We start from the raw sequence: 22333 nt of genomic DNA, 5'->3' as shown, positions 1-22333 counted from the left end.
GATGGGAAGTGGATGGCATGAATGGCCGCTGATGATCTTCACGGTGTTTGGGCAGTGCGTGGTCGGTGGTTTTATCGTACTCGCGCTGGCGCTAATGAAAGGTAATCTCAGTGCCGAACAGCAGCAGCGTCTGGTATTGAGTATGTTTGGGCTATGGGTTTTGATGGGCATTGGGTTTATCGCCTCCACGCTGCACCTGGGCTCGCCGATGCGTGCGTTCAACTCCCTGAATCGAGTTGGTGCCTCTTCGCTGAGTAACGAGATTGCCAGTGGCGCAATCTTCTTTGCCGTGGGCGGGCTGGGCTGGCTGCTGGCGGCGCTGAAAAAGCTGCCGTCAGGGTTACGCGCGCTGTGGCTCATCGTCACCATGGTTCTGGGCGTGGTATTCGTATGGATGATGGTTCGGGTGTACAACACCATTGATACCGTTCCTACCTGGTACAGCGTCTGGACGCCGATGAGCTTCTTCCTGACGATGTTTATCGGCGGTCCTCTGCTGGGCTATCTGCTGCTGCGCGTCGCTGGGGTGGACGGCTGGGGAATGCATCTGCTGCCAGCGGTCTCGCTGCTGGCGCTGGTCATCAGTGCTGTTGTGGCGTTGATGCAGGGGGCTGAGCTGGCCACCATCCACAGCTCTATCCAGCAGGCCTCTGCGCTGGTGCCGGACTACGGTGCGCTGATGGCCTGGCGCGTGGTGTTGCTGGCGGCTGCGCTGGTGTGCTGGATTGCACCTCAGCTCAAAGGTTACCAGCCTGCGCTGCCGTTGCTTTCACTGGCCTTTGTGCTGGTGCTGGCCGGGGAGCTGATTGGTCGCGGCGTGTTTTATGGTCTGCATATGACCGTCGGTATGGCTATCGCCAGCTAATTTCATTTTTTGTTATAAAAAGCCGGGACATAGCGCCCGGCTTTTCTTTTTTCATTCATGAAATTTTTCGACTGACGTTTCGTATTAAAAATTCCCTGAAATAAATAAAAACAAATAGATAATTAATATCTGTAGCAGGCTTTGCATTAGCAGGATGAGTTTTTTAAATCGACATGGCGCATATCGTGCGTGACGCCTGAATCGGTGGATTGACTTTGTTTTTGCCGGTGGCATGATGCGCACGAAATCTGAACTTCCTCACGGTTTTTAATCCATGACCACCTATACCCGCCCGGTGCTTTTGCTGCTCTGTGGCTTGCTTTTGCTGACCCTGGCGATCGCGGTGTTAAACACACTCGTCCCGCTATGGCTCGCCCATGAAAACTTACCGACCTGGCAGGTGGGTATGGTTAGCTCGTCCTTTTTTACCGGAAACCTGCTGGGTACCTTATTAACGGGCAGCCTTATTAAGCGTTTTGGTTTTAACCGCAGCTATTATCTGGCCTCGCTGATTTTTGCCGCCGGATGCGTCGGTTTAGGCCTGATGGTCGGCTTCTGGAGCTGGATGGTCTGGCGCTTTATTGCGGGCGTCGGCTGCGCGATGATCTGGGTAGTGGTTGAAAGCGCCCTGATGTGCAGCGGTACTTCCCGTAACCGTGGGCGCCTGCTGGCCGCCTATATGATGGTTTATTACGTGGGTACCGTCTTCGGCCAGCTAATGGTCAGTAAATTCCCAACCGACCTGATGAGCGTTCTGCCGTGGGTGACGGGGATGGTGCTGGCCGCGATCCTGCCGCTGCTCTTCACCCGTATCGTGAACCAGAACAGCGAGCATCAGGAGGCCACCCACGTCTGGCCAATGCTGAGGCTTCGCCAGGCACGTTTAGGCGTGAACGGCTGCATTATCTCCGGGATCGTGCTGGGCTCACTCTATGGCCTGATGCCGCTCTATCTTAACCATCAGGGCGTTAGCGATTCCGGGATTGGCTTCTGGATGGCGGTGATGGTCAGCGCAGGGATCGTCGGTCAATGGCCGATCGGTCGACTGGCCGATCGCTTTGGTCGCCTGCTGGTGCTGCGCGTTCAGGTTTTTGTGGTGATCATGGGATGTCTCGCCATGCTCAGCAACGCCGCGATGGCGCCTGCGCTGTTCATTCTGGGTGCTGCGGGCTTTACGCTCTATCCGGTTGCGATGGCCTGGGCCTGTGAGAAAGTTGAGCATCATCAGCTGGTGGCGATGAACCAGGCATTATTGCTGAGCTACACCATCGGCAGTTTGCTCGGTCCGACCTTTACCGCCATGCTCATGCAAAATTATTCCGATAACCTGCTGTTTATCATGATCGCCAGCGTATCGTTTATCTATCTGTTAATGCTGCTGCGCAAAGTCGGCGAACATCCAACGCCTGTGGCACACGCCTGATTAATTAAAAGCCTGTCGATGACGGGCTTTTTTGTCCCTGTCACATATAAGACTTTTACTTATTGTGAGTTTTACCCGCCTGGCGATAATTCAGATGAGTTCTCCCACTAAAAGGCAGCAATCATGTCTACTCGTCGTTTTTCCACTACCGCGCTTGCCGTAGTGTTGTCTTTAACGTTTGCAACGGCTCCGGTCATGGCCAATCCTGGAAACGGGAATGGCGGTGGGCACGGAAACGGTGGCGGGCAGGGTAATAGCGGCAATCATGGTAACGGCAACGCTGGTAACCATGGTAATAAGCAAAATAAAGGTCAGGATAACCCAGGAAAATCGGACAAGAGCTTTAAAAACAGCAAAGATGTCGGTAATGACGTCGACGCTCGCGTTAGCTTCGATCGTGCCCGCCATCTGGCACTGAATTACGGCTTAACGGGCTATGATTCTCTGCCTCCGGGGATCGCGAAAAACCTGGCGCGCGGAAAGCCGCTGCCTCCGGGCATAGCGAAGAAAGCCGTGCCGGCCTCAATGCTGGGCCAGCTTCCGTCCTACCCGGGATATGAATGGCGCGTGGTGGGTGACGACCTGGTGTTAATTGCCCTGAGTACGGCAATTGTGACTGCCGTTATTAACGGCGTCTTTGAATAGAATATTAAAAGGCCCGGTGAGAACCGGGCCTTTTATTTAATACATAACCTTGTGGCCGTACTGCTCAAGAATACCTTTGACGCGTTCCATCGTCTCTTTTTTCGGCGGCTTCACGCCATCCAGCTTGTACTCTTCGCCCATCGCCACCCATTTATGTTTACCCAGCTCGTGATAGGGCAGGAGTTCAATTTTCTCTACGTTGCCCATATCGCGGGTAAATTCGCCCAGACGATGCGCGGAATCGTCATCATCTGACCAGCCCGGCACCACCACGTAGCGGATCCAGGTTTTGACGCCTTTGTTGGCAATGTATTTGGCAAACTCCAGCGTGCGGTGGTTCGAAACGCCAACCAGATTCTGGTGGATTTCGTCGTTCATTTGTTTGAGATCGAGCATCACCAGATCGGTGACTTCAAGCAGCTCGTCGATAACCGGATCGTAGCGGCGCACGAAGCCGTTGGTGTCGAGACAGGTATGAATGCCCTCTTTGTGGCAGGCGCGGAACCAGTCGCGCACAAACTCAGCCTGAAGAATGGCTTCACCGCCGGATGCCGTCACACCGCCGCCGGACGCGTTCATAAAGTGGCGATAGGTCACCACCTCTTTCATCAGATCTTCCACGGTGACTTCTTTGCCGCCATGGGTATCCCAGGTATCGCGGTTATGGCAGTACAGGCAGCGCATCAGGCAGCCCTGGAAAAATGTAATAAAGCGGATCCCCGGGCCATCGACAGTGCCACAGGATTCAAAGGAGTGAATGCGACCAATAATTGACATTGCGGTGATATCTCCGAATTTGGCCCATCCAGGGGCCTGTGTAGGTGCACAGCTCAAAGGCTATGTCGAGTCTGTTTTGGCTGTTATCCATTCAGTATAGATAGCGGCCAAAAGAGACTGGGGTGGGGAAGAAAAAGGCCCCACTGACGTGGAGCCTTTATTGTACGCTTTTTAACGCGTGATTTCAGTCAATTCCAGTTACATGGACTGAGTGAAAGTACGGGTGATAACGTCCTGCTGCTGTTCTTTAGTCAGGGAGTTAAAACGTACTGCGTAGCCAGATACGCGGATGGTCAGCTGAGGATATTTCTCAGGATGTTCCATTGCGTCGAGCAGCATTTCACGGTTCATTACGTTCACGTTCAGGTGCTGACCACCTTCGATGGACGCTTCGTGGTGGAAGTAACCATCCATCAGACCCGCGAGGTTAGTTTTACGTACTTCGTCATCTTTACCCAGCGCGTTTGGCACGATAGAGAAGGTGTAAGAGATACCATCCTTCGCGTAAGCAAACGGCAGTTTAGCAACGGAGGTCAGAGAGGCAACAGCACCTTTCTGGTCACGACCGTGCATTGGGTTAGCACCTGGGCCAAATGGCGCGCCAGCACGACGACCGTCTGGGGTGTTACCGGTTTTCTTACCATACACAACGTTAGAGGTGATGGTCAGAACAGACTGAGTCGGGATAGCGTTACGGTAGGTAGTGAGTTTCTGAATTTTCTTCATGAAACGTTCTACCAGGTCAACCGCCATGTCATCAACGCGAGCGTCGTTGTTACCAAACTGCGGATATTCGCCTTCGATTTCGAAGTCGATAGCCAGACCATCTTCGTCACGAATTGGTTTAACTTTCGCATATTTGATTGCGGACAGGGAGTCAGCCGCAACGGACAGACCTGCGATACCGCATGCCATGGTGCGAACAACGTCACGGTCGTGCAGCGCCATCAGAGAAGCTTCGTAGCTGTACTTGTCGTGCATGTAGTGGATAACGTTCAGCGCAGTCACGTACTGCTTAGCCAGCCAGTCCATGAAGTGGTCCATGCGATCCATAACTTCGTCATAGTTCAGCACGTCGCCTTTGATTGGTTCAGACTTAGGACCAACCTGCATTTTCAGTTTTTCATCAACGCCGCCGTTGATTGCGTACAGCATGGTTTTCGCCAGGTTTGCACGCGCACCGAAGAACTGCATTTGTTTACCAACAACCATTGGGCTTACGCAGCAAGCGATAGCGTAGTCGTCGTTGTTGAAGTCAGGACGCATCAGGTCATCGTTCTCGTACTGCAGAGAAGAGGTGTCGATGGACACTTTAGCGGCGAATTTCTTGAAGTTCAGAGGCAGTTTTTCAGACCACAGAACGGTGATGTTCGGCTCCGGAGAAGGGCCCATGGTGTACAGGGTGTTCAGGAAGCGGAAGCTGTTTTTGGTTACCAGAGTACGGCCATCTACGCCCATACCACCGATAGATTCTGTTGCCCAGATTGGGTCACCAGAGAACAGCTCATCATATTCTGGGGTACGCAGGAAGCGAACCATACGCAGTTTCATGACCAGGTGGTCAATCATTTCCTGAGCGTCTTGCTCGGTGATTTTACCCGCTTTCAGGTCACGTTCGATGTACGCATCCAGGAAGGTGGATACGCGGCCGAAGGACATCGCAGCACCGTTCTGAGACTTAACCGCGGCCAGGTAGCCGAAGTAGGTCCACTGGATAGCTTCCTGAGCGTTGGTAGCAGGACCGGAGATATCGCAGCCGTATTTAGCCGCCATCTCTTTGATCTGACCCAGCGCGCGGTGCTGTTCAGCAATCTCTTCACGCAGACGGATAGTCGCTTCCAGGTTTACGCCGTTCTCCAGATCGGACTGCAGGGAGACGAACTGCGCGTATTTGTCTTTCATCAGGAAGTCGATACCGTACAGCGCAACGCGACGGTAGTCACCGATGATACGGCCACGGCCATATGCATCTGGCAGACCAGTCAGAACGCCAGATTTACGGCAGTTCAGAATGTCTTTGGTGTAAACATCGAATACACCCTGGTTGTGGGTTTTACGGTATTCGGTGAAGATTTTTTTCAGCATTGGGTCCAGCTCGCGGTTATACGCTTTGCAGGAACCTTCAACCATTTTGATACCACCGAACGGGATGATTGCGCGTTTCAGTGGTGCTTCAGTTTGCAGACCAACGATTTTCTCAAGGGCTTTGTTGATGTAGCCAGCATCGTGAGAAGTGATGGTGGAAGCAACGGAGGTGTCAAAATCAACTGGCGCGTGAGTGCGGTTTTCCAGTTTAACGCCTTCCATTACGCTGTCCCACAGCTTGGTGGTTGCGTCAGTTGCACCAGCCAGGAAGGATTCGTCACCTTCATACGGGGTATAGTTTTTCTGAATGAAGTCACGGACGTTTACTTCATTCTGCCAGTCACCTTTTGTAAAACCTTCCCAGGCTGTGGCTAACTTTTCATTAAGCTCGGACATGTAACACCTACCTTCTTAAGTGGATTTTTTATTTACTGCCTGAGACAACCATCAATGATGGTCGCCGCCACGCAGGTAAATGACCCAGTATGTCAACCCAACTAACAGACCCCCACCGATAATGTTCCCGATAGTGACGGGGATCAGGTTATCGGTAATGAAATTCATAATAGTCAGGTGAGAGAAACTTTCCGGGGTTGAACCAACAGCAGTCCAGAACTCCGGGCTTGCAAAGTTGCGGATAACAATCCCCATCGGGATCATGAACATATTCGCAATACTGTGCTCAAAGCCGCTGGCAACAAACATCGCAACCGGCAGAACCATAATCATGGCTTTATCCATCAGGCTACGACCAGAGTAGCTCATCCACACCGCCAGGCAGACCATCAGGTTAGCAAGGATGCCGAGAGCAACGGCTTCGATAAATGTATGGTGCATTTTGTGGTCAGCGGTTTGCAGGACGTTAAGCCCCCAGCCGCCGTTGGCGGTCATGTACTCGCCAGAAAGCCACATCAACAGAACAAAGAGCAGACAGCCAATCAGGTTACCAACGTAGACGTTAAGCCAGTTGCGCGCCAGTTGACCCCAGGTGATCCTTCCGCTGGCTTTCGCCACAACAATCAACACCGTTGAGGTGAAGAGATCGGCGCCGCAGATGACGCAAAGAATCAAACCCAGCGAGAAGCAGATGCCGCCAATCAGTTTGGCTATGCCGTAAGGCATCGCGGCAGTACCGGTGGTAGCGGTGATATAGAAGACGAAAGCGATAGAGATGAACACACCAGCCGTGATCGCCAGATAGAACGTCTTCATCGGATGTTTCGTTGCTTTATAGACACCCGCTTCTTCGGCAACTTTCGCCATCGCAGCGGGGAGTAATAGATCAAAAGGGTTGTCAGCTTTCACACTAACTCTCTCTTTATTAAGTCGGCGACGAGATACTAACAAAGCATTATAGAAGAGAAATTGATATAGATCATATCTCGCCTGGCTTATAGGCCCGCAGTGTGTATGGTTTTACAGCAAAAGCGGAGTAAGTATTTGATTATCCGTATAAAAATAAATTTTAAAAGTTATGAAAAGAGTTGAATTTTTTCAGTCCGCCTCCCTTAAAACAGTTAATTAAAATGGAGTATTTGCCATAATAAGTAACAGTAAAACGCAGGTAAGTATTATTATATTTACCCGTGGTTAACTTAATTATTACAATCAAACGTCATTGCGTGAAAAAATAAAAAAAGGGGCAATGAAATTGCCCCGTAATATAGCTCAGGCGAGTGAATACGCCTACTGCCATTAATGTTATATGCGCTTATTTTGACCAGTAAGCGGCTTTTGCCTTCTGTAATTTTTCATAGGCGTTGAGCAGAGACTGATGTGCCGGGAAGGCTTTCAGATCGCTGTCTACCGCCTGCAGGCCATAGAATGGCGCTTCACCGCTCAGCGCCGCGCTGGCGGCCTCAACGGCGTCTGCACCGTACATACGCACAAACGCATTCAGGTACTGCAGTGGTTCACGGCCGTCTTCCTGAGACAGCAGAAGCAACGTTTGCAGGCAACGGTAATAGTTAGTGCGCTCGGCAGAGAAGACTGACTGGTTAAATTCCATCGTCCATTCTGTCCAGGCCAGGGCCTGATCCAGATCGCCGCCCGCCAGCGCCAGCATCGCCTTCAGTTCGCCGATGCGCAGCGTGTACCAGCCGTTATCCTTACCGGTTGCCAGACCCAGCAGCTCGCGCACGCGGGTGAAATCATCGTGGCCTTCTTCGTCCAGTTGGGCGATCAGGTTCAGATAATCCTCTTTATCCCACTCGCTGCCCGGCAGGGCCAGCAGGGTTTCGCGCAGGTGCGCACCCATGCTGTTGTTTGCCAGCCACAGATCTTCTGCCGGATAGATGTCGGACATGCCCGGCACGATAATACGGCACGCGTAAACGCCCAGATGTTCATAGTCGGCAATGTAGACTTCGCGATCTTCGGCGTTGAAGATCGCCATCAGGGTGGCGAACTCTTCTTCCGTGGTACCGGCAAAGCTCCAGTCCACGAACGGATAGTCTGCATCCTGCTTGAACATATCCCAGGAGATCAAACCGCTGGAGTCGATGAAGTGCGTTTCGAGGTTGGTATGCTCGGCCACTTCTTCGTCATCAAAGGTTGGCGGTGTAAACACGTCGAGATCCTTCAGGCTACGACCCTGCAGCAGTTCGGTGACGGTACGCTCCAGCGCCACGCCAAAGTCCGGATGCGCGCCGAAGGAGGCAAAGCAGGTGCCGTTTGCCGGGTTGAACAGCACGACGCAGATAACCGGATATTTGCCGCCCAGTGAACCGTCATAGGCAAAGATAGGGAAACCTTCCGCTTCCAGTTTAGCGATGGATTCCACCACGCCCGGGTAGCGCGCAAGCACGTCAGCCGGGATCTCCGGCAGGCTGATGGGCTCAGCAATAATGCGATTTTTGATGTGGCGTTCGAAGACTTCAGATAATCCCTGCACGCGCGCTTCGTTGCGGGTGTTACCGGCGGACATGCCGTTGGACACATACAGGTTGCCGACGATGTTCATCGGAATATAAACGGTCTGCTCATCAGACTGGCGTGTGAACGGCAGGGCACAGATCCCGCGGTCTTCATTGCCGGACTGTAAATCGATCAGCATGCTGGCGGTCAGTTCGTTTTCCGGATCGTAGAACGCGCGCAGGCGGGCATCAAGAATGCCTTCCGGCAGTTCGTCGTCTTCAGTCAGCGGGAACCATTTTTCATTCGGATAGTGAACGAACGGGCCGTTGGCGATGGTATCGCCCAGCCAGAAGTCGGCGAAAAAGTAGTTGGTCGACAGACGTTCAAAATACTCGCCCAGCGCAGAGGCCAGCGCCGCTTTTTTGGTTGCGCCTTTACCGTTGGTAAAGCACAGCGCGCAGTCTTTGTCGCGAATGTGCACAGACCAGACGTGAGGCACCGGGTTCAGCCAGGAGGCTTCTTCGATATTAAAGCCCAGGTCGGTCAGTTTCTGCTGGAAGCGAGCGATGGAATCTTCCAGAGCGGCGTCTTTGCCGGGGATAAACGTTTGAGTCATGGCGTTCACTTTTATCGTACGTAAAGCGCGCAATGATACGGGTTTTGCGTGACGGGTGCTATCTCCGGCGAAAATAAATGGCTGGGCTATGCTTATAGACAGTAACCTACTGTTAAGGCATAGAAAAATGAAAGCATTTGATCTCCAGCGGATGGCGTTTGATAAAGTCCCACCAGAGTTTTTAGGCGAAGTGGCGCTGCGCAGCCTGTACACCTTTGTGCTCGTCTTCCTGTTTCTGAAAATCACCGGGCGTCGCGGCGTTCGCCAGATGTCGCTGTTTGAGGTGCTGATCATCCTGACGCTGGGGTCGGCGGCAGGGGATGTTGCCTTTTATGACGATGTGCCGATGGTGCCGGTCTTTATTGTCTTCGTAACGCTTGCGCTGCTGTACCGTCTGGTCATGTGGCTTATGTCGAAAAGCGAAAAGCTAGAGGATCTGTTCGAAGGGAAACCGGTGGTTATAGTCGAAGACGGACAGCTGGCCTGGGAGAATGTGCAACGCGCCAATATGACGGAGTTTGAGTTCTTTATGGAGCTTCGCATAAGCAGCGTTGAACAGCTGGGCCAGGTGCGTCTGGCAATTATGGAAACGAACGGTCAAATCAGCGTCTACTACTACCCCGACGAGGAAGTGAAGCCCGGACTGTGCATCCTGCCGGATATGCTCATTGAACGGTACAAGACCGTGCCTGACGCGGGGGAGTATGCCTGCATAAAATGCAGCCACGTGGTGGTCATGCAGGCCGGCGCTCATCAATTATGCCCCCGCTGTGCGAATCCAGAATGGACGAAGGTTAGCCGGGCTAAACGCATCATCTGACAGCGGTTTTGTCGGTTTTATAACAACGGTACGGCAGATTGTTTTGTGTGACGAGGGACACATTTCTCCGGTCAAAAGTTTTAGACATTGCGGCGCGTGTCACTGAATGATAAAACCGATATCCACAGTTATAACTTATGGCATTTAGCGTGGTGAGGGGAAATGGCTCAAGTCTTTAATTTCAGTTCAGGTCCGGCAATGTTACCGGCAGACGTACTCAAACAGGCTCAACAGGAACTTTGTGACTGGAACGGTCTGGGTACGTCGGTGATGGAAATCAGCCACCGTGGTAAAGCGTTTATCCAGGTGGCGGAAGAGGCAGAAAAGGATTTTCGCGATCTGCTGAACATTCCCTCGAACTACAAAGTATTGTTCTGTCACGGCGGTGGACGCGGCCAGTTTGCGGGCATCCCGCTCAACCTGCTGGGCGACAAAACCACCGCTGACTACGTTGATGCCGGCTACTGGGCCGCCAGTGCGGTAAAAGAAGCGCATAAATACTGCACGCCGAACGTCATCGATGCCAAAGTGACCGTTGACGGGCTGCGCGCCGTGAAGCCGATGAGCGAATGGCAGCTTTCTGACAACGCGGCGTATCTCCACTACTGCCCGAACGAAACCATTGACGGCATCGCCATTCACGAAGAGCCAGACTTTGGCGAAAACGTGGTTGTGACCGCGGACTTCTCCTCCACCATTCTCTCCACGCCGCTGGACGTCAGCCGCTACGGTGTGATCTACGCGGGTGCGCAGAAAAATATCGGCCCCGCGGGCCTGACCATCGTCATCGTGCGTGAAGACCTGCTGGGCAAAGCCCATAAGTCCTGCCCGTCGATTCTGGACTACACCGTCCTGAACGATAACGACTCTATGTTCAACACCCCGCCCACGTTTGCCTGGTATCTTTCCGGCCTGGTCTTCAAATGGCTGAAGCAAAAAGGCGGCGTGGCGGAGATGGACAAGATTAATCAGCAGAAAGCCGAACTGCTGTACGGCGCGATCGACAAGAGCGATTTCTACCGTAACGACGTGGCCAAAGCTAACCGTTCACGTATGAACGTGCCGTTCCAGCTGGCGGACAGTAACCTGGACAGCGTGTTCCTGGAAGAGTCGTTCGCCGCGGGCCTGCACGCGCTGAAAGGTCACCGTGTAGTGGGCGGTATGCGTGCCTCTATCTATAACGCCATGCCGCTGGAAGGCGTTAAGGCTCTGACTGATTTCATGATCGACTTCGAGCGTCGTCACGGTTAACTGGCTGTTTTTTTCACCCCCGCAGTTTTGCTGCGGGTTTTTTATTATGTTGAGTTGAGAGTTGAGTTTCATGGAATCCCTGACGTTACAACCTATCGCGCGGGTAGATGGCACCATTAATCTGCCTGGTTCAAAAAGTGTCTCGAACCGCGCTCTGCTGCTGGCAGCTCTGGCAAACGGCACCACTGTCCTCACCAACCTGCTGGACAGCGATGACGTGCGCCATATGCTCAATGCGCTGAAAGCGTTGGGAGTTCATTACACGCTGTCTGAGGATCGTACCCGTTGTGAAGTCACCGGTAACGGCGGTGCGTTACGTTCTGCTGAGGCGCTGGAGCTATTCCTGGGCAATGCCGGTACGGCAATGCGCCCGCTGGCGGCGGCGTTGTGCCTGGGAAGCAACGATATTGTGCTGACCGGCGAGCCGCGCATGAAAGAGCGCCCGATCGGCCATCTGGTGGATGCCCTGCGTCAGGGCGGCGCGCAAATTGATTATCTTGAGCAGGAAAACTACCCGCCACTGCGTCTGCGCGGTGGTTTCACTGGCGGTAATGTTGAGGTGGACGGTAGCGTCTCCAGCCAGTTCCTGACGGCACTGCTGATGACCGCACCGCTGGCACCACAGGATACCGTCATTAGCATTAAAGGCGACCTGGTCTCTAAGCCGTACATTGATATCACGCTGCACCTGATGAAAACCTTTGGTGTTGAGGTGGAAAACCAGTCTTATCAGCGCTTTGTGGTGCGCGGCGCGCAGCAGTATCTGTCTCCAGGCAACTATCTTGTAGAAGGCGACGCGTCGTCAGCTTCTTACTTCCTGGCTGCGGGCGCGATCAAAGGCGGCACCGTCAGGGTGACCGGCATTGGCCGCAACAGCGTGCAGGGCGATATTCGTTTTGCTGACGTGCTGGAAAAAATGGGCGCGGTTGTTACCTGGGGCGATGACTTCATCTCCTGTACGCGCGGCGAGCTGAACGCCATCGACATGGACATGAACCATATTCCTGATGCGGCAATGACCATCGCCACCGCAGCGCTGTTTGCGAAAGGCACCACGACGCTGCGTAACATCTATAACTGGCGCGTAAAAGAGACCGACCGCCTGTTCGCGATGGCCACCGAGCTGCGTAAAGTGGGTGCCGAAGTGGAAGAGGGCGAAGACTACATTCGCGTCACGCCGCCGGCGAAACTCCAGTTTGCGGAAATTGGCACCTACAACGATCACCGTATGGCGATGTGTTTCTCGCTGGTGGCGCTTTCAGATACGCCAGTCACTATTCTTGACCCGAAGTGCACGGCGAAAACCTTCCCGGACTACTTCGAGCAGCTGGCGCGCATTAGCACGCTTGCCTGATGAATACCTGCCGCATCGCCCGATGCGGCATTTCCTTACGCTTTCTGACGGTCATCTTCGCCCATTTCTTCTACACTCTGCTTCAATCATTCCGGAATTTACACGCAAAGGTAACAGTTGCGCACGTTGGCGCGTATAATGCGCGGCGTTCACGTTAACGGTATGCCTTAATTAAGGAGAAAAAGATGACGGCAGTTGCCCCGGTAATCACCATTGATGGGCCAAGTGGCGCAGGGAAAGGTACTCTGTGCAAAGCGATGGCGGAAGCATTGCAATGGCATCTTTTAGATTCGGGAGCAATCTATCGCGTGCTGGCTCTGGCTGCGCTGCATCATCATGTGGATGTTGCCTCTGAAGAAGCGCTGGTGCCGCTGGCCGCGCATCTGGATGTGCGCTTTGTCTCTACCGATGGCAACCTCGAAGTGATCCTGGAAGGGGAAGATGTCAGCGGTGAAATCCGTACGCAGGAAGTGGCTAACGCGGCCTCTCAGGTCGCGGCATTCCCACGCGTTCGCGAGGCGCTGTTACGTCGTCAGCGCGGTTTTCGTGAAGCCCCCGGGCTTATCGCCGACGGACGCGACATGGGAACCGTGGTATTCCCTGATGCGCCAGTGAAAATTTTCCTTGACGCCTCTTCGGAAGAACGTGCTCAACGCCGCATGCTTCAGTTGCAGGAAAAGGGGTTTAGTGTTAACTTTGATCGCCTTTTATCCGAGATAAAAGAGCGCGATGACCGCGATCGTAACCGCGCCGTCGCTCCACTTGTTCCTGCAGAAGATGCATTAGTGCTGGATTCAACCAGTTTAACTATTGAGCAAGTGATTGAAAAAGCGCTACAATATGCGCGCCAAAAACTGGCACTCGCGTAATTGCGACCGATTTAGCAGTACCCCCGCTGCAATGGATTGACGGCGGGTATGTGAAACAACCCCATCCGGCACGGAGCCAGGTGGACGTTAATATTAACCTGAAGATTAAACATGACTGAATCTTTTGCTCAACTGTTTGAAGAATCCTTAAAAGAAATCGAAACCCGTCCGGGTTCCATCGTTCGTGGTGTTGTTGTTGCTATCGACAAAGACGTAGTACTGGTTGACGCCGGTCTGAAATCTGAGTCTGCCATCCCGGCTGAGCAGTTCAAAAACGCCCAGGGCGAGCTGGAAATCCAGGTTGGTGACGAAGTTGACGTTGCTCTGGACGCAGTAGAAGACGGCTTCGGCGAAACCCTGCTGTCTCGTGAGAAAGCTAAACGTCACGAAGCATGGATCACGCTGGAGAAAGCTTACGAAGAAGCTGAAACTGTGGTCGGTGTTATCAACGGCAAAGTTAAAGGTGGCTTCACTGTTGAGCTGAATGGTATTCGTGCGTTCCTGCCAGGTTCACTGGTAGACGTTCGTCCAGTCCGTGACACCCTGCACCTCGAAGGCAAAGAGCTTGAGTTCAAAGTAATCAAGCTGGACCAGAAGCGTAACAACGTTGTTGTTTCCCGTCGTGCCGTTATCGAATCCGAAAACAGCGCAGAACGCGATCAGCTGCTGGAAAACCTGCAGGAAGGCATGGAAGTCAAAGGTATCGTTAAGAACCTCACTGACTACGGCGCATTCGTTGACCTGGGCGGCGTTGATGGCCTGCTGCACATCACCGACATGGCGTGGAAACGCGTTAAGCACCCAAGCGAAATCGTGAACGTGGGCGACGAAATCACTGTTAAAGTGCTGAAGTTCGACCGCGAGCGTACTCGTGTATCCCTCGGCCTGAAACAGCTGGGCGAAGATCCATGGGTAGCTATCGCTAAGCGTTACCCAGAAGGTACTAAACTGACTGGTCGCGTTACTAACCTGACTGACTACGGCTGCTTCGTTGAAATCGAAGAAGGCGTTGAAGGCCTGGTGCACGTTTCCGAAATGGACTGGACCAACAAAAACATCCACCCATCCAAAGTTGTTAACGTTGGTGATGTAGTGGAAGTGATGGTTCTGGATATCGACGAAGAACGTCGTCGTATCTCCCTGGGCCTGAAGCAGTGCAAAAACAACCCATGGCAGCAGTTCGCGGAAACCCACAACAAGGGCGACCGTGTTGAAGGTAAAATCAAGTCTATCACTGACTTCGGTATCTTCATCGGCCTGGACGGCGGCATCGATGGCCTGGTTCATCTGTCTGACATCTCCTGGAACGTTGCAGGCGAAGAAGCAGTACGTGAATACAAAAAAGGCGACGAAATCGCAGCAGTTGTTCTGCAGGTTGACGCAGAGCGTGAGCGTATCTCACTGGGCGTTAAACAGCTCGCAGAAGATCCGTTCAACAACTGGGTTGCACTGAACAAGAAAGGCGCAATCGTAAACGGTAAAGTGACTGCAGTTGACGCGAAAGGCGCAACCGTAGAACTGGCTGACGGCGTTGAAGGTTACCTGCGCGCTTCCGAAGCTTCACGTGACCGCGTTGAAGATGCAACTCTGGTTCTGAGCGTTGGCGACGACGTTGAAGCTAAGTTCACCGGCGTTGACCGTAAGAACCGTGCAATCAGCCTGTCTGTTCGTGCTAAAGACGAAGCTGATGAGAAAGATGCAATCGCAACTGTGAACAAACAGGAAGATGCAAACTTCTCTAACAACGCAATGGCTGAAGCTTTCAAAGCAGCTAAAGGCGAGTAAGTTCAGGTTTGTACCATCATTTGAGCTGTAACGCATTTACAGCGTGAAGGATGGAGAGCAGACTTGACAGATTGCAGGATTCGTCCTGTAATCAATAACAAAGGGCGGCTACGGCCGCCCTTGTTTAATGAGCTGTTCAGCTAATTGGTTTGAAAGGAACCGGAGGAATCATGACCAAGTCAGAATTGATTGAAAGACTTGCCAGTCAGCAACCGCATATCCCTGCTAAGGCTGTGGAAGATGCCGTTAAAGAGATGCTGGAGCATATGGCCACCACTCTTGCCCAGGGCGAGCGCATTGAAATCCGCGGTTTCGGTAGTTTTTCTCTGCACTATCGTGCACCACGCACCGGGCGTAACCCGAAGACTGGCGATAAAGTGGAGCTGGAAGGTAAGTATGTTCCGCACTTTAAGCCGGGTAAAGAACTGCGCGACCGCGCCAATATTTACGGTAACTGAGTTTAGCCCGCAGGGTTTAACTGAGTTTAAAGAAAGCACCTTAGGGTGCTTTTTTTGTACCCATCCCTTCATTTCTGAATCTCCGCCGCACTATCTTCCTTAGTTTTCTGCAAACGCCTAAAAGCGCTGCAGCGCCCGCCGTAAACCAAGCCTTTTCCGTCTGACGACGCGCCAGTTTCGCCGCATACTCGCCTTTAACAGGGAGGTGAAAATGGGGATCCACGTCATCAGTATTTGCGCCATTCTGGCCATAATTCCGCTCTACTGGCTACCCGCTTTGCCAGGTTTGCCCACTATCTGGATGATGATTGCCGCAGGCGTTGCGTTGGCCGTGCCGCAGAGAAAATGGCTAACGTTTTCAGGCTTAGGGTTGCTCTTTTTTTGCTGGGGTATGCTGGCGGCACACGAGAGCGTATGGCCGATGAACCATTTAACAAAAGGGCCGCAGCAGGCAGAGGTGGTGATAACGGCAACGGATGGCGCAACGATGCACCAGGGGAAAATTGTCAGCCTCAATGGTAGGCGTATCTGGGGTGCAACGGGAGTGGCGATGTATGGTAACTATCTGCCACAGCGCGTCTGCGTAGGGCAGCGCTGGGCGATGACCCTGCGGCTAAGGGCGGTACACGGTGAACTCAACGACGGCGGCTATGATTCGCAGAAAAATGCCTTTGCCCGGCACCAGACGCTGAGCGGACGATTTACCCATGCGGAGATCGTTGACGAGCGCTGTAGCCTGCGTGCGCGCTATCTGGGATCGCTACAGGCTACACTTTCGCCGTATCAGTGGGGGCCCGTGATCCTGGGGCTGGGAATGGGGGAGCGCCTGTCGGTATCACTGGAGATAAAAAATCTGATGCGTGAGACGGGGACGATGCACCTTATGGCAATCTCGGGACTGCATATTGCCCTGGCCGCCTCCGTGGTCTGGTTACTGGTGCGGGGCGTTCAGTTTTTCCTGCCGGGCCACTGGATCCGCTGGCCAGCCCCCTTGCTGGCAGGACTGTGCTTTGCCGCGTTTTACGCGTGGTTAACGGGCTTACAGCCGCCGGCGCTGCGCACGGTTGTGGCACTTACGGTTCTGGCTGCGTTACGAATGAGTGGTCGCCAGTGGTCACCCTGGCAGGTGTGGCTTGCCTGCGTGGCGGCAATCCTTATTTTCGATCCGCTGGCGGTGCTGTCGCAGAGCCTCGCGTTGTCGGCATTTGCGGTAGCCGCGCTGATTTTCTGGTATCAGTGGTTGCCACTCCCGCAACCGCTGCGTGACCGCCGCATGCGGCCGCTGGCTACGCTTTTGTATCTTCAGGTCGGGATGCTGCTGCTGTTGTTACCGCTTCAGGTACTCATTTTCCATGGCTTCAGCCTGTCCTCGCTGGTGGCGAATCTGTTTGCGGTTCCGCTGGTCACCTTTATCTCTGTTCCGCTAATCCTGCTCGGTATGCTGCTGCATCTCTTGCCGATGGCCGGGCTGGAAAATGTCGTGTGGCTGGCAGCGGATAAGTCTCTGGCAGGGCTTTTCTGGCTGCTGAAGCGCCTACCGGATGGCTGGCAGGACGTTGATGAACGCTGGCAGTACCTCACGTTGCTGCCATGGCTTGCGATAGTTGGCTGGCGATTCCGCGCCTGGCGAACAGCGCCTGCGCTATGTCTGGCAGGCGGTATCGTGCTTTCCTTTCCGCTCTGGCACAGGGCAAAAACCGACGGCTGGACGCTGCATATGCTCGACGTGGGGCAGGGGCTGGCAATGGTCGTTGAGCGTAACGGGAAGGCCATTCTGTATGATACCGGTCCGGCATGGCCCGGTGGCGACAGCGCGCAGCAGCTGATTATCCCCTGGCTACGCTGGCATCATCTGAGGCCGGAAGGGGTTATCCTGAGCCATGAGCACCTCGATCACGCGGGAGGGCTGGCATCGCTACGAACGGCCTGGCCTGCCATGTGGGTCAGGAGTCCCTTGCCCTGGGCCGGGCATCTTCCCTGTTTTCGCGGGCAGCGATGGCAGTGGCAGGGATTATCCTTCACCGTGCACTGGCCGCCGCAAAACACCGCCGCTAAAGGCAACAACCGCTCCTGCGTGGTAAAAATTGATGACGGGGAGCAGAGTGTTTTACTGACCGGCGATATTGAAGCGCAGGCGGAACTGGCGATGCTGAGCCACCGCTGGCGTCAGCTTGCGTCTACACTGATTCAGGTGCCGCATCACGGCAGCAACACCTCGTCCTCAGCGCCGCTGGTTCAGCGCGTGGAGGGGGCGATTTCGCTGGCCTCCATGGCCCGCTATAACGCGTGGCGTTTCCCGTCGGTGAAGGTGCTTCGGCGCTATCGAAAGGAGGGTTATCTCTGGCTGGATACCCCGCAGTCCGGGCAAATATCCGTGACGTTTTCGCACCACGGCAGGCAAATTCGCCGCTTACGCGAGCACAATTTACCGCGTTGGTATCATCAGTGGTTTGGCGCGCCCGTAGATAACGGGTAGAATATGCGGCTATTTCAACAAATGCTGGTTTTTTGAATGCATAACGACAAAGATCTCTCCACGTGGCAAACGTTCCGCCGGCTCTGGCCGATGATTGCTCCTTTCAAAGCAGGCTTGTTCGTGGCGGGCGTAGCGTTAGTCCTCAACGCGGCCAGCGATACGTTTATGTTATCGCTTCTCAAACCGTTACTGGATGACGGTTTTGGTAAAACGGATCGTTCAGTGCTGCTATGGATGCCGCTGGTGGTTATTGGGCTGATGATCTTACGCGGTATCTCCAGCTATGTATCAAGCTACTGCATCTCCTGGGTATCCGGTAAAGTGGTGATGACCATGCGCCGCCGGTTGTTCAGCCATATGATGGGGATGCCGGTCTCTTTCTTCGACAAACAGTCAACCGGTACGCTGCTGTCTCGTATTACCTACGATTCCGAGCAGGTAGCGTCGTCGTCGTCCAGCGCGCTGATTACCGTGGTGCGTGAAGGCGCATCCATCATCGGTCTGTTTGCGATGATGTTCTACTACAGCTGGCAGCTGTCGCTCATCCTTATTGTGCTGGCACCAATAGTCTCCATCGCGATCCGCGTGGTGTCCAAACGTTTTCGCAGCATCAGTAAAAATATGCAGAACACGATGGGGCAGGTTACCACCAGCGCCGAGCAGATGCTGAAAGGCCATAAAGAAGTGCTGATTTTCGGCGGTCAGGAAGTCGAAACCAAACGCTTTGACAAGGTCAGCAACAAAATGCGCCTGCAGGGGATGAAAATGGTATCGGCCTCGTCGATTTCCGATCCCATTATTCAGCTGATCGCCTCTCTGGCCCTGGCCTTTGTTCTGTATGCCGCGAGTTTCCCAAGCGTTATGGAGACCCTGACCGCGGGTACCATCACCGTTGTGTTCTCGTCCATGATTGCGCTGATGCGTCCGCTGAAATCGCTGACTAACGTCAACGCCCAGTTCCAGCGCGGGATGGCGGCCTGCCAGACGCTGTTCAGCATTCTCGATTCCGAGCAGGAAAAAGATGAAGGGACACGCGTGATTGAGCGCGCAAAAGGCGACGTTGAGTTCCGCAACGTGACCTTTACTTATCCAGGCCGCGAAGTGGCGGCGCTGCGCGATATTAGCCTGTCGATTCCGGCGGGTAAAACCGTTGCGCTGGTCGGCCGTTCCGGTTCGGGCAAATCGACGATTGCCAGCCTGATTACCCGTTTCTACGATATCGATCAGGGCGAGATCCTGCTCGATGGTCACGACCTGCGGGAATATACCCTACAGTCGCTGCGTAACCAGGTCGCGCTGGTATCGCAGAACGTGCATCTGTTTAACGATACGGTCGCGAATAATATTGCTTATGCCCGTACCGAAGAGTACAGCCGCGAAGAGATTGAGAATGCGGCGCGTATGGCCTATGCGATGGACTTCATCAACAAGATGGATAATGGTCTGGATACCATCATTGGTGAAAACGGGGTACTGCTTTCCGGTGGTCAGCGTCAGCGTATCGCGATTGCCCGTGCGCTACTGCGCAACAGCCCCATCCTGATCCTTGATGAAGCGACGTCCGCGCTGGATACCGAATCTGAACGCGCTATTCAGTCGGCGCTGGATGAACTTCAGAAAAACCGTACCTCGCTGGTTATCGCGCACCGTCTGTCTACCATTGAGCAGGCTGATGAAATCGTGGTGGTGGAAGACGGCGTCATCGTTGAACGCGGCAGCCATATGGATCTGCTGGAACAGCGCGGTGTTTACGCCCAGCTTCATAAAATGCAGTTCGGACAATGATTGCACGCATCTGGTCGGGTGAATCTCCTCTGTGGGTGCTGCTCCTCCCGCTCTCCTGGCTGTATGGCCTGGTGAGCGGTGGTATTCGCCTGCTTTACCGCCTCGGGATCAGGCGCGCCTGGCGCGCGCCGGTACCGGTGGTGGTGGTGGGTAACCTGACGGCAGGCGGAAACGGCAAAACCCCGGTTGCGATCTGGCTGGTGGAGCAACTCCAGAAGCGCGGTATTCGTCCGGGCGTTGTCTCCCGCGGTTACGGTGGCAAGGCGGCGCAGTATCCACTGCTGCTGACGCCTGGCACGACAACCGCCGAAGCCGGCGATGAGCCGGTGCTTATCTACCAGCGTACAGGCGTGCCGGTTGCGGTCTCGCCGGTGCGCAGCGATGCGGTTAAAGCACTGCTTGCGGAGCACAAAGTACAGATCGTAATCACCGATGATGGCTTACAGCATTACGCGCTGGCGCGTGATAAAGAGATCGTGGTCATTGACGGCGTTCGTCGTTTTGGCAACGGCTGGTGGCTGCCAGCCGGTCCTATGCGTGAGCGGGCGTCGCGCCTGAAAACCGTAGATGCCGTGATTGTTAACGGTGGCGAAGCCAGAGCGGGCGAAATCCCTATGCGTCTTCGCCCCGGACAGGCGGTGAACATGCTGACCGGCGAACGCAGAGACGTCGCGCAGCTGGATCATCTGGTAGCGATGGCCGGAATTGGCCATCCGCCGCGTTTCTTCGCGACGCTTGAGCAGTGCGGTGCCCGGCCTGAAAAGCGGGTTCCGCTGGCCGATCACCAGGCGTTAGTTGCCGAGGCGATCGAAGGGCTGACCGCGCACGGGCAGACGCTGATCATGACGGAAAAAGACGCGGTAAAATGCCGGGCCTTTGCGAAAGCAAACTGGTGGTACCTGCCGGTTGACGCCGAACTCAGCGGCGAGCAGCCGGAACAATTGCTCAAGGAACTGCTCGCGTTAGTGCAGTAACTTCAACGCGGTTCCGGTGGCGCTTTGACTGACAGGAAAACGCATGTCTCTACCGCAACTTTCACTTGCAGCCGCACGTAACCTGCATCTTGCCGCGCAGGGGCTTTTGCGAAAGCCCCGCCGCGCGCGTCCAGCGGATATCCTCTCTACCGTGCAGCGCATGTCGTTGCTGCAAATCGACACCATTAACATCGTGGCGCGCAGCCCGTATCTGGTTCTGTTCAGCCGCCTGGGAAACTACCCACCGCAATGGCTGGATAATGCGCTGAGCCAGGGCGAACTGATGGAATACTGGGCGCATGAAGCCTGCTTTCTGCCGCGCAGCGATTTTGCGCTGGTGCGCCACCGAATGCTCGCCCCGGACAGCATGGGCTGGAAATACCGACAGGAGTGGATGGCGGAACACGCGGCTGAAATTGAGCAGCTGATTGCCCATATTCAGGAAAACGGCCCGGTACGCTCCGCGGATTTTGAACACCCGCGAAAAGGAGCCGGTGGCTGGTGGGAGTGGAAGCCGCACAAGCGTCATCTGGAAGGGCTGTTTACGGCGGGAAAGGTGATGGTTGTCGAGCGCCGCAACTTTCAGCGCGTCTATGACCTCACGCACCGCGTTATGCCGCACTGGGACGATGCTCGCGACCTGCTTACTCAGGAAGCAGCCGAAGCCGTTATGCTTGAAAACAGCGCCCGCAGCCTGGGGATATTTCGCCCGCAATGGCTGGCGGATTACTATCGCCTGCGCCAGCCGGCGCTAAAACCGTTGCTGGAAAAGTGGCAACAGGAGCAGCGCGTCATCCCGGTGTCGGTAGATACGTTAGGTGAAATGTGGCTACACGCGGATGTCGTCCCGCTGCTGCCGCAGGCGCTTGAGGGCAAACTACAGGCGACCCACAGTGCCGTGCTGTCGCCGTTTGACCCGGTTGTCTGGGACAGAAAGCGCGCCGAGCAGCTGTTTGGTTTTAGCTACCGTCTCGAATGTTATACCCCGGCGCCCAGGCGGCAGTATGGCTATTTTGTTTTGCCGCTGCTGCACAAAGGGCAGCTTGTCGGGCGCATGGATGCCAAACTGCACCGTAAAGCCGGCATTCTGGAAATTATCGCGCTCTGGCTTGAAGAGGGCGTAAAGGTCACGGCTGGCCTGGAAAAAGGGTTAACGACCGCTCTCAGTGAATTTGCGCGCTGGCAGGGGGCAGGTGAAATTACGCTTGGCCGCGTGCCCGCAGGGCTGTTTACAACCTGCCTGGGCGGCTGGGAAACAGACACTCTCTGAAAAGGGAATGTGATAAGCTTTAGC

At 54.4% G+C, this 22333-nt stretch carries 17 protein-coding genes; 13 read left to right on the top strand and 4 right to left on the bottom strand.

Annotation, left to right across the window (positions count from 1 at the left end; genetic code table 11):
* Position 1 precedes the first annotated feature (1 nt).
* From HWQ14_RS19760 to HWQ14_RS19750, 3 genes are all read left to right on the top strand, one after another.
* The gene (locus tag HWQ14_RS19760; protein WP_176610732.1) at positions 2 to 865 is read left to right on the top strand and encodes a dimethyl sulfoxide reductase anchor subunit family protein; all 864 of its coding nucleotides are present in this window, start codon (positions 2 to 4) and stop codon (positions 863 to 865) included.
* A 274-nt stretch (positions 866 to 1139) separates the two neighbouring features.
* Entirely contained in the window at positions 1140 to 2288 is a 1149-nt protein-coding gene (locus HWQ14_RS19755; protein ID WP_176610731.1) for an MFS transporter, read from the top strand.
* Between the two features lie 123 nt (positions 2289 to 2411).
* Positions 2412 to 2933, top strand: coding sequence for an anti-virulence regulator CigR family protein (locus tag HWQ14_RS19750; protein ID WP_176610730.1), 522 nt, complete (start codon positions 2412 to 2414; stop codon positions 2931 to 2933).
* A gap of 36 nt (positions 2934 to 2969) precedes the next feature.
* Here HWQ14_RS19750 and pflA read toward each other — a convergent pair whose 3' ends face one another.
* The 4 genes from pflA to ycaO form a co-directional block, all read right to left on the bottom strand.
* Positions 2970 to 3710, bottom strand: coding sequence for a pyruvate formate lyase 1-activating protein (pflA, locus tag HWQ14_RS19745; RefSeq protein WP_003858250.1), 741 nt, complete (start codon positions 3708 to 3710; stop codon positions 2970 to 2972).
* A 198-nt stretch (positions 3711 to 3908) separates the two neighbouring features.
* Positions 3909 to 6191 carry a formate C-acetyltransferase gene (pflB, locus tag HWQ14_RS19740; protein ID WP_003858247.1) on the bottom strand — a complete coding sequence of 761 codons (2283 nt, stop codon included), beginning with the start codon at positions 6189 to 6191 and terminating at the stop codon, positions 3909 to 3911.
* A gap of 51 nt (positions 6192 to 6242) precedes the next feature.
* Positions 6243 to 7100: a formate transporter FocA gene (gene focA / locus HWQ14_RS19735; protein WP_176610729.1), complete on the bottom strand. Its 858-nt coding sequence runs from the start codon at positions 7098 to 7100 to the stop codon at positions 6243 to 6245.
* 406 nt (positions 7101 to 7506) lie between these two features.
* The gene (gene ycaO / locus HWQ14_RS19730; protein ID WP_176610728.1) at positions 7507 to 9267 is read right to left on the bottom strand and encodes a 30S ribosomal protein S12 methylthiotransferase accessory factor YcaO; all 1761 of its coding nucleotides are present in this window, start codon (positions 9265 to 9267) and stop codon (positions 7507 to 7509) included.
* 127 nt (positions 9268 to 9394) lie between these two features.
* Here ycaO and HWQ14_RS19725 point away from each other — a divergent pair, with 127 nt between their 5' ends.
* The 10 genes from HWQ14_RS19725 (at position 9395) to HWQ14_RS19680 (ending at position 22309) form a co-directional block, all read left to right on the top strand.
* On the top strand, positions 9395 to 10087 hold the full coding sequence (locus tag HWQ14_RS19725) for a DUF421 domain-containing protein (RefSeq protein WP_176610727.1): 693 nt from the start codon (positions 9395 to 9397) through the stop codon (positions 10085 to 10087).
* A gap of 162 nt (positions 10088 to 10249) precedes the next feature.
* On the top strand, positions 10250 to 11338 hold the full coding sequence (gene serC, locus HWQ14_RS19720) for a 3-phosphoserine/phosphohydroxythreonine transaminase (RefSeq protein ID WP_148421052.1): 1089 nt from the start codon (positions 10250 to 10252) through the stop codon (positions 11336 to 11338).
* Positions 11339 to 11408: 70 nt separating this feature from the next.
* Positions 11409 to 12692 (top strand): 3-phosphoshikimate 1-carboxyvinyltransferase, encoded by a 1284-nt coding sequence (gene aroA / locus HWQ14_RS19715; protein WP_176610726.1) that lies wholly within the window; start codon positions 11409 to 11411, stop codon positions 12690 to 12692.
* 185 nt (positions 12693 to 12877) lie between these two features.
* Complete coding sequence (gene cmk / locus HWQ14_RS19710; RefSeq protein ID WP_152084089.1) at positions 12878 to 13561, top strand: (d)CMP kinase; 684 nt, start codon at positions 12878 to 12880, stop codon at positions 13559 to 13561.
* Positions 13562 to 13672: 111 nt separating this feature from the next.
* A complete protein-coding gene (rpsA, locus tag HWQ14_RS19705) occupies positions 13673 to 15346 on the top strand; it encodes a 30S ribosomal protein S1 (RefSeq protein WP_003858235.1) in 1674 nt (557 codons plus the stop codon).
* Positions 15347 to 15516: 170 nt separating this feature from the next.
* Positions 15517 to 15804, top strand: coding sequence for an integration host factor subunit beta (ihfB, locus tag HWQ14_RS19700; RefSeq protein ID WP_003858233.1), 288 nt, complete (start codon positions 15517 to 15519; stop codon positions 15802 to 15804).
* Between the two features lie 211 nt (positions 15805 to 16015).
* Complete coding sequence (locus HWQ14_RS19695; RefSeq protein ID WP_176610725.1) at positions 16016 to 18280, top strand: ComEC family protein; 2265 nt, start codon at positions 16016 to 16018, stop codon at positions 18278 to 18280.
* Positions 18281 to 18316: 36 nt separating this feature from the next.
* Positions 18317 to 20065: a lipid A ABC transporter ATP-binding protein/permease MsbA gene (gene msbA / locus HWQ14_RS19690; RefSeq protein WP_176610724.1), complete on the top strand. Its 1749-nt coding sequence runs from the start codon at positions 18317 to 18319 to the stop codon at positions 20063 to 20065.
* Positions 20062 to 21039, top strand: coding sequence for a tetraacyldisaccharide 4'-kinase (gene lpxK, locus HWQ14_RS19685; protein ID WP_176610723.1), 978 nt, complete (start codon positions 20062 to 20064; stop codon positions 21037 to 21039). Before msbA ends, lpxK begins: the two co-directional genes overlap by 4 nt.
* 43 nt (positions 21040 to 21082) lie before the next feature.
* Positions 21083 to 22309, top strand: a complete 1227-nt coding sequence (locus HWQ14_RS19680; protein ID WP_176610722.1) for a winged helix-turn-helix domain-containing protein — start codon at positions 21083 to 21085, stop codon at positions 22307 to 22309.
* Positions 22310 to 22333 lie beyond the last annotated feature (24 nt).

The organism is Enterobacter cloacae (assembly GCF_013375935.1).
Lineage (GTDB): Bacteria > Pseudomonadota > Gammaproteobacteria > Enterobacterales > Enterobacteriaceae > Enterobacter > Enterobacter pasteurii.
This window is presented reverse-complemented; position numbering and strand designations above follow the sequence as displayed.

What these genes read in the sequence shown, in the direction of transcription:
- HWQ14_RS19695 (WP_176610725.1), top strand. Translation starts at nt 16,016, where the DNA reads ATGGGGATCCACGTCATCAGTATTTGCGCCATTCTGGCCATAATTCCG.
- aroA (WP_176610726.1), top strand. Translation starts at nt 11,409, where the DNA reads ATGGAATCCCTGACGTTACAACCTATCGCGCGGGTAGATGGCACCATT.
- HWQ14_RS19680 (WP_176610722.1), top strand. Translation starts at nt 21,083, where the DNA reads ATGTCTCTACCGCAACTTTCACTTGCAGCCGCACGTAACCTGCATCTT.
- HWQ14_RS19760 (WP_176610732.1), top strand. Translation starts at nt 2, where the DNA reads ATGGGAAGTGGATGGCATGAATGGCCGCTGATGATCTTCACGGTGTTT.
- rpsA (WP_003858235.1), top strand. Translation starts at nt 13,673, where the DNA reads ATGACTGAATCTTTTGCTCAACTGTTTGAAGAATCCTTAAAAGAAATC.
- pflB (WP_003858247.1), bottom strand. Translation starts at nt 6,191, where the DNA reads ATGTCCGAGCTTAATGAAAAGTTAGCCACAGCCTGGGAAGGTTTTACA.
- msbA (WP_176610724.1), top strand. Translation starts at nt 18,317, where the DNA reads ATGCATAACGACAAAGATCTCTCCACGTGGCAAACGTTCCGCCGGCTC.
- HWQ14_RS19755 (WP_176610731.1), top strand. Translation starts at nt 1,140, where the DNA reads ATGACCACCTATACCCGCCCGGTGCTTTTGCTGCTCTGTGGCTTGCTT.
- ihfB (WP_003858233.1), top strand. Translation starts at nt 15,517, where the DNA reads ATGACCAAGTCAGAATTGATTGAAAGACTTGCCAGTCAGCAACCGCAT.
- cmk (WP_152084089.1), top strand. Translation starts at nt 12,878, where the DNA reads ATGACGGCAGTTGCCCCGGTAATCACCATTGATGGGCCAAGTGGCGCA.
- lpxK (WP_176610723.1), top strand. Translation starts at nt 20,062, where the DNA reads ATGATTGCACGCATCTGGTCGGGTGAATCTCCTCTGTGGGTGCTGCTC.
- serC (WP_148421052.1), top strand. Translation starts at nt 10,250, where the DNA reads ATGGCTCAAGTCTTTAATTTCAGTTCAGGTCCGGCAATGTTACCGGCA.
- pflA (WP_003858250.1), bottom strand. Translation starts at nt 3,710, where the DNA reads ATGTCAATTATTGGTCGCATTCACTCCTTTGAATCCTGTGGCACTGTC.
- HWQ14_RS19725 (WP_176610727.1), top strand. Translation starts at nt 9,395, where the DNA reads ATGAAAGCATTTGATCTCCAGCGGATGGCGTTTGATAAAGTCCCACCA.
- ycaO (WP_176610728.1), bottom strand. Translation starts at nt 9,267, where the DNA reads ATGACTCAAACGTTTATCCCCGGCAAAGACGCCGCTCTGGAAGATTCC.
- HWQ14_RS19750 (WP_176610730.1), top strand. Translation starts at nt 2,412, where the DNA reads ATGTCTACTCGTCGTTTTTCCACTACCGCGCTTGCCGTAGTGTTGTCT.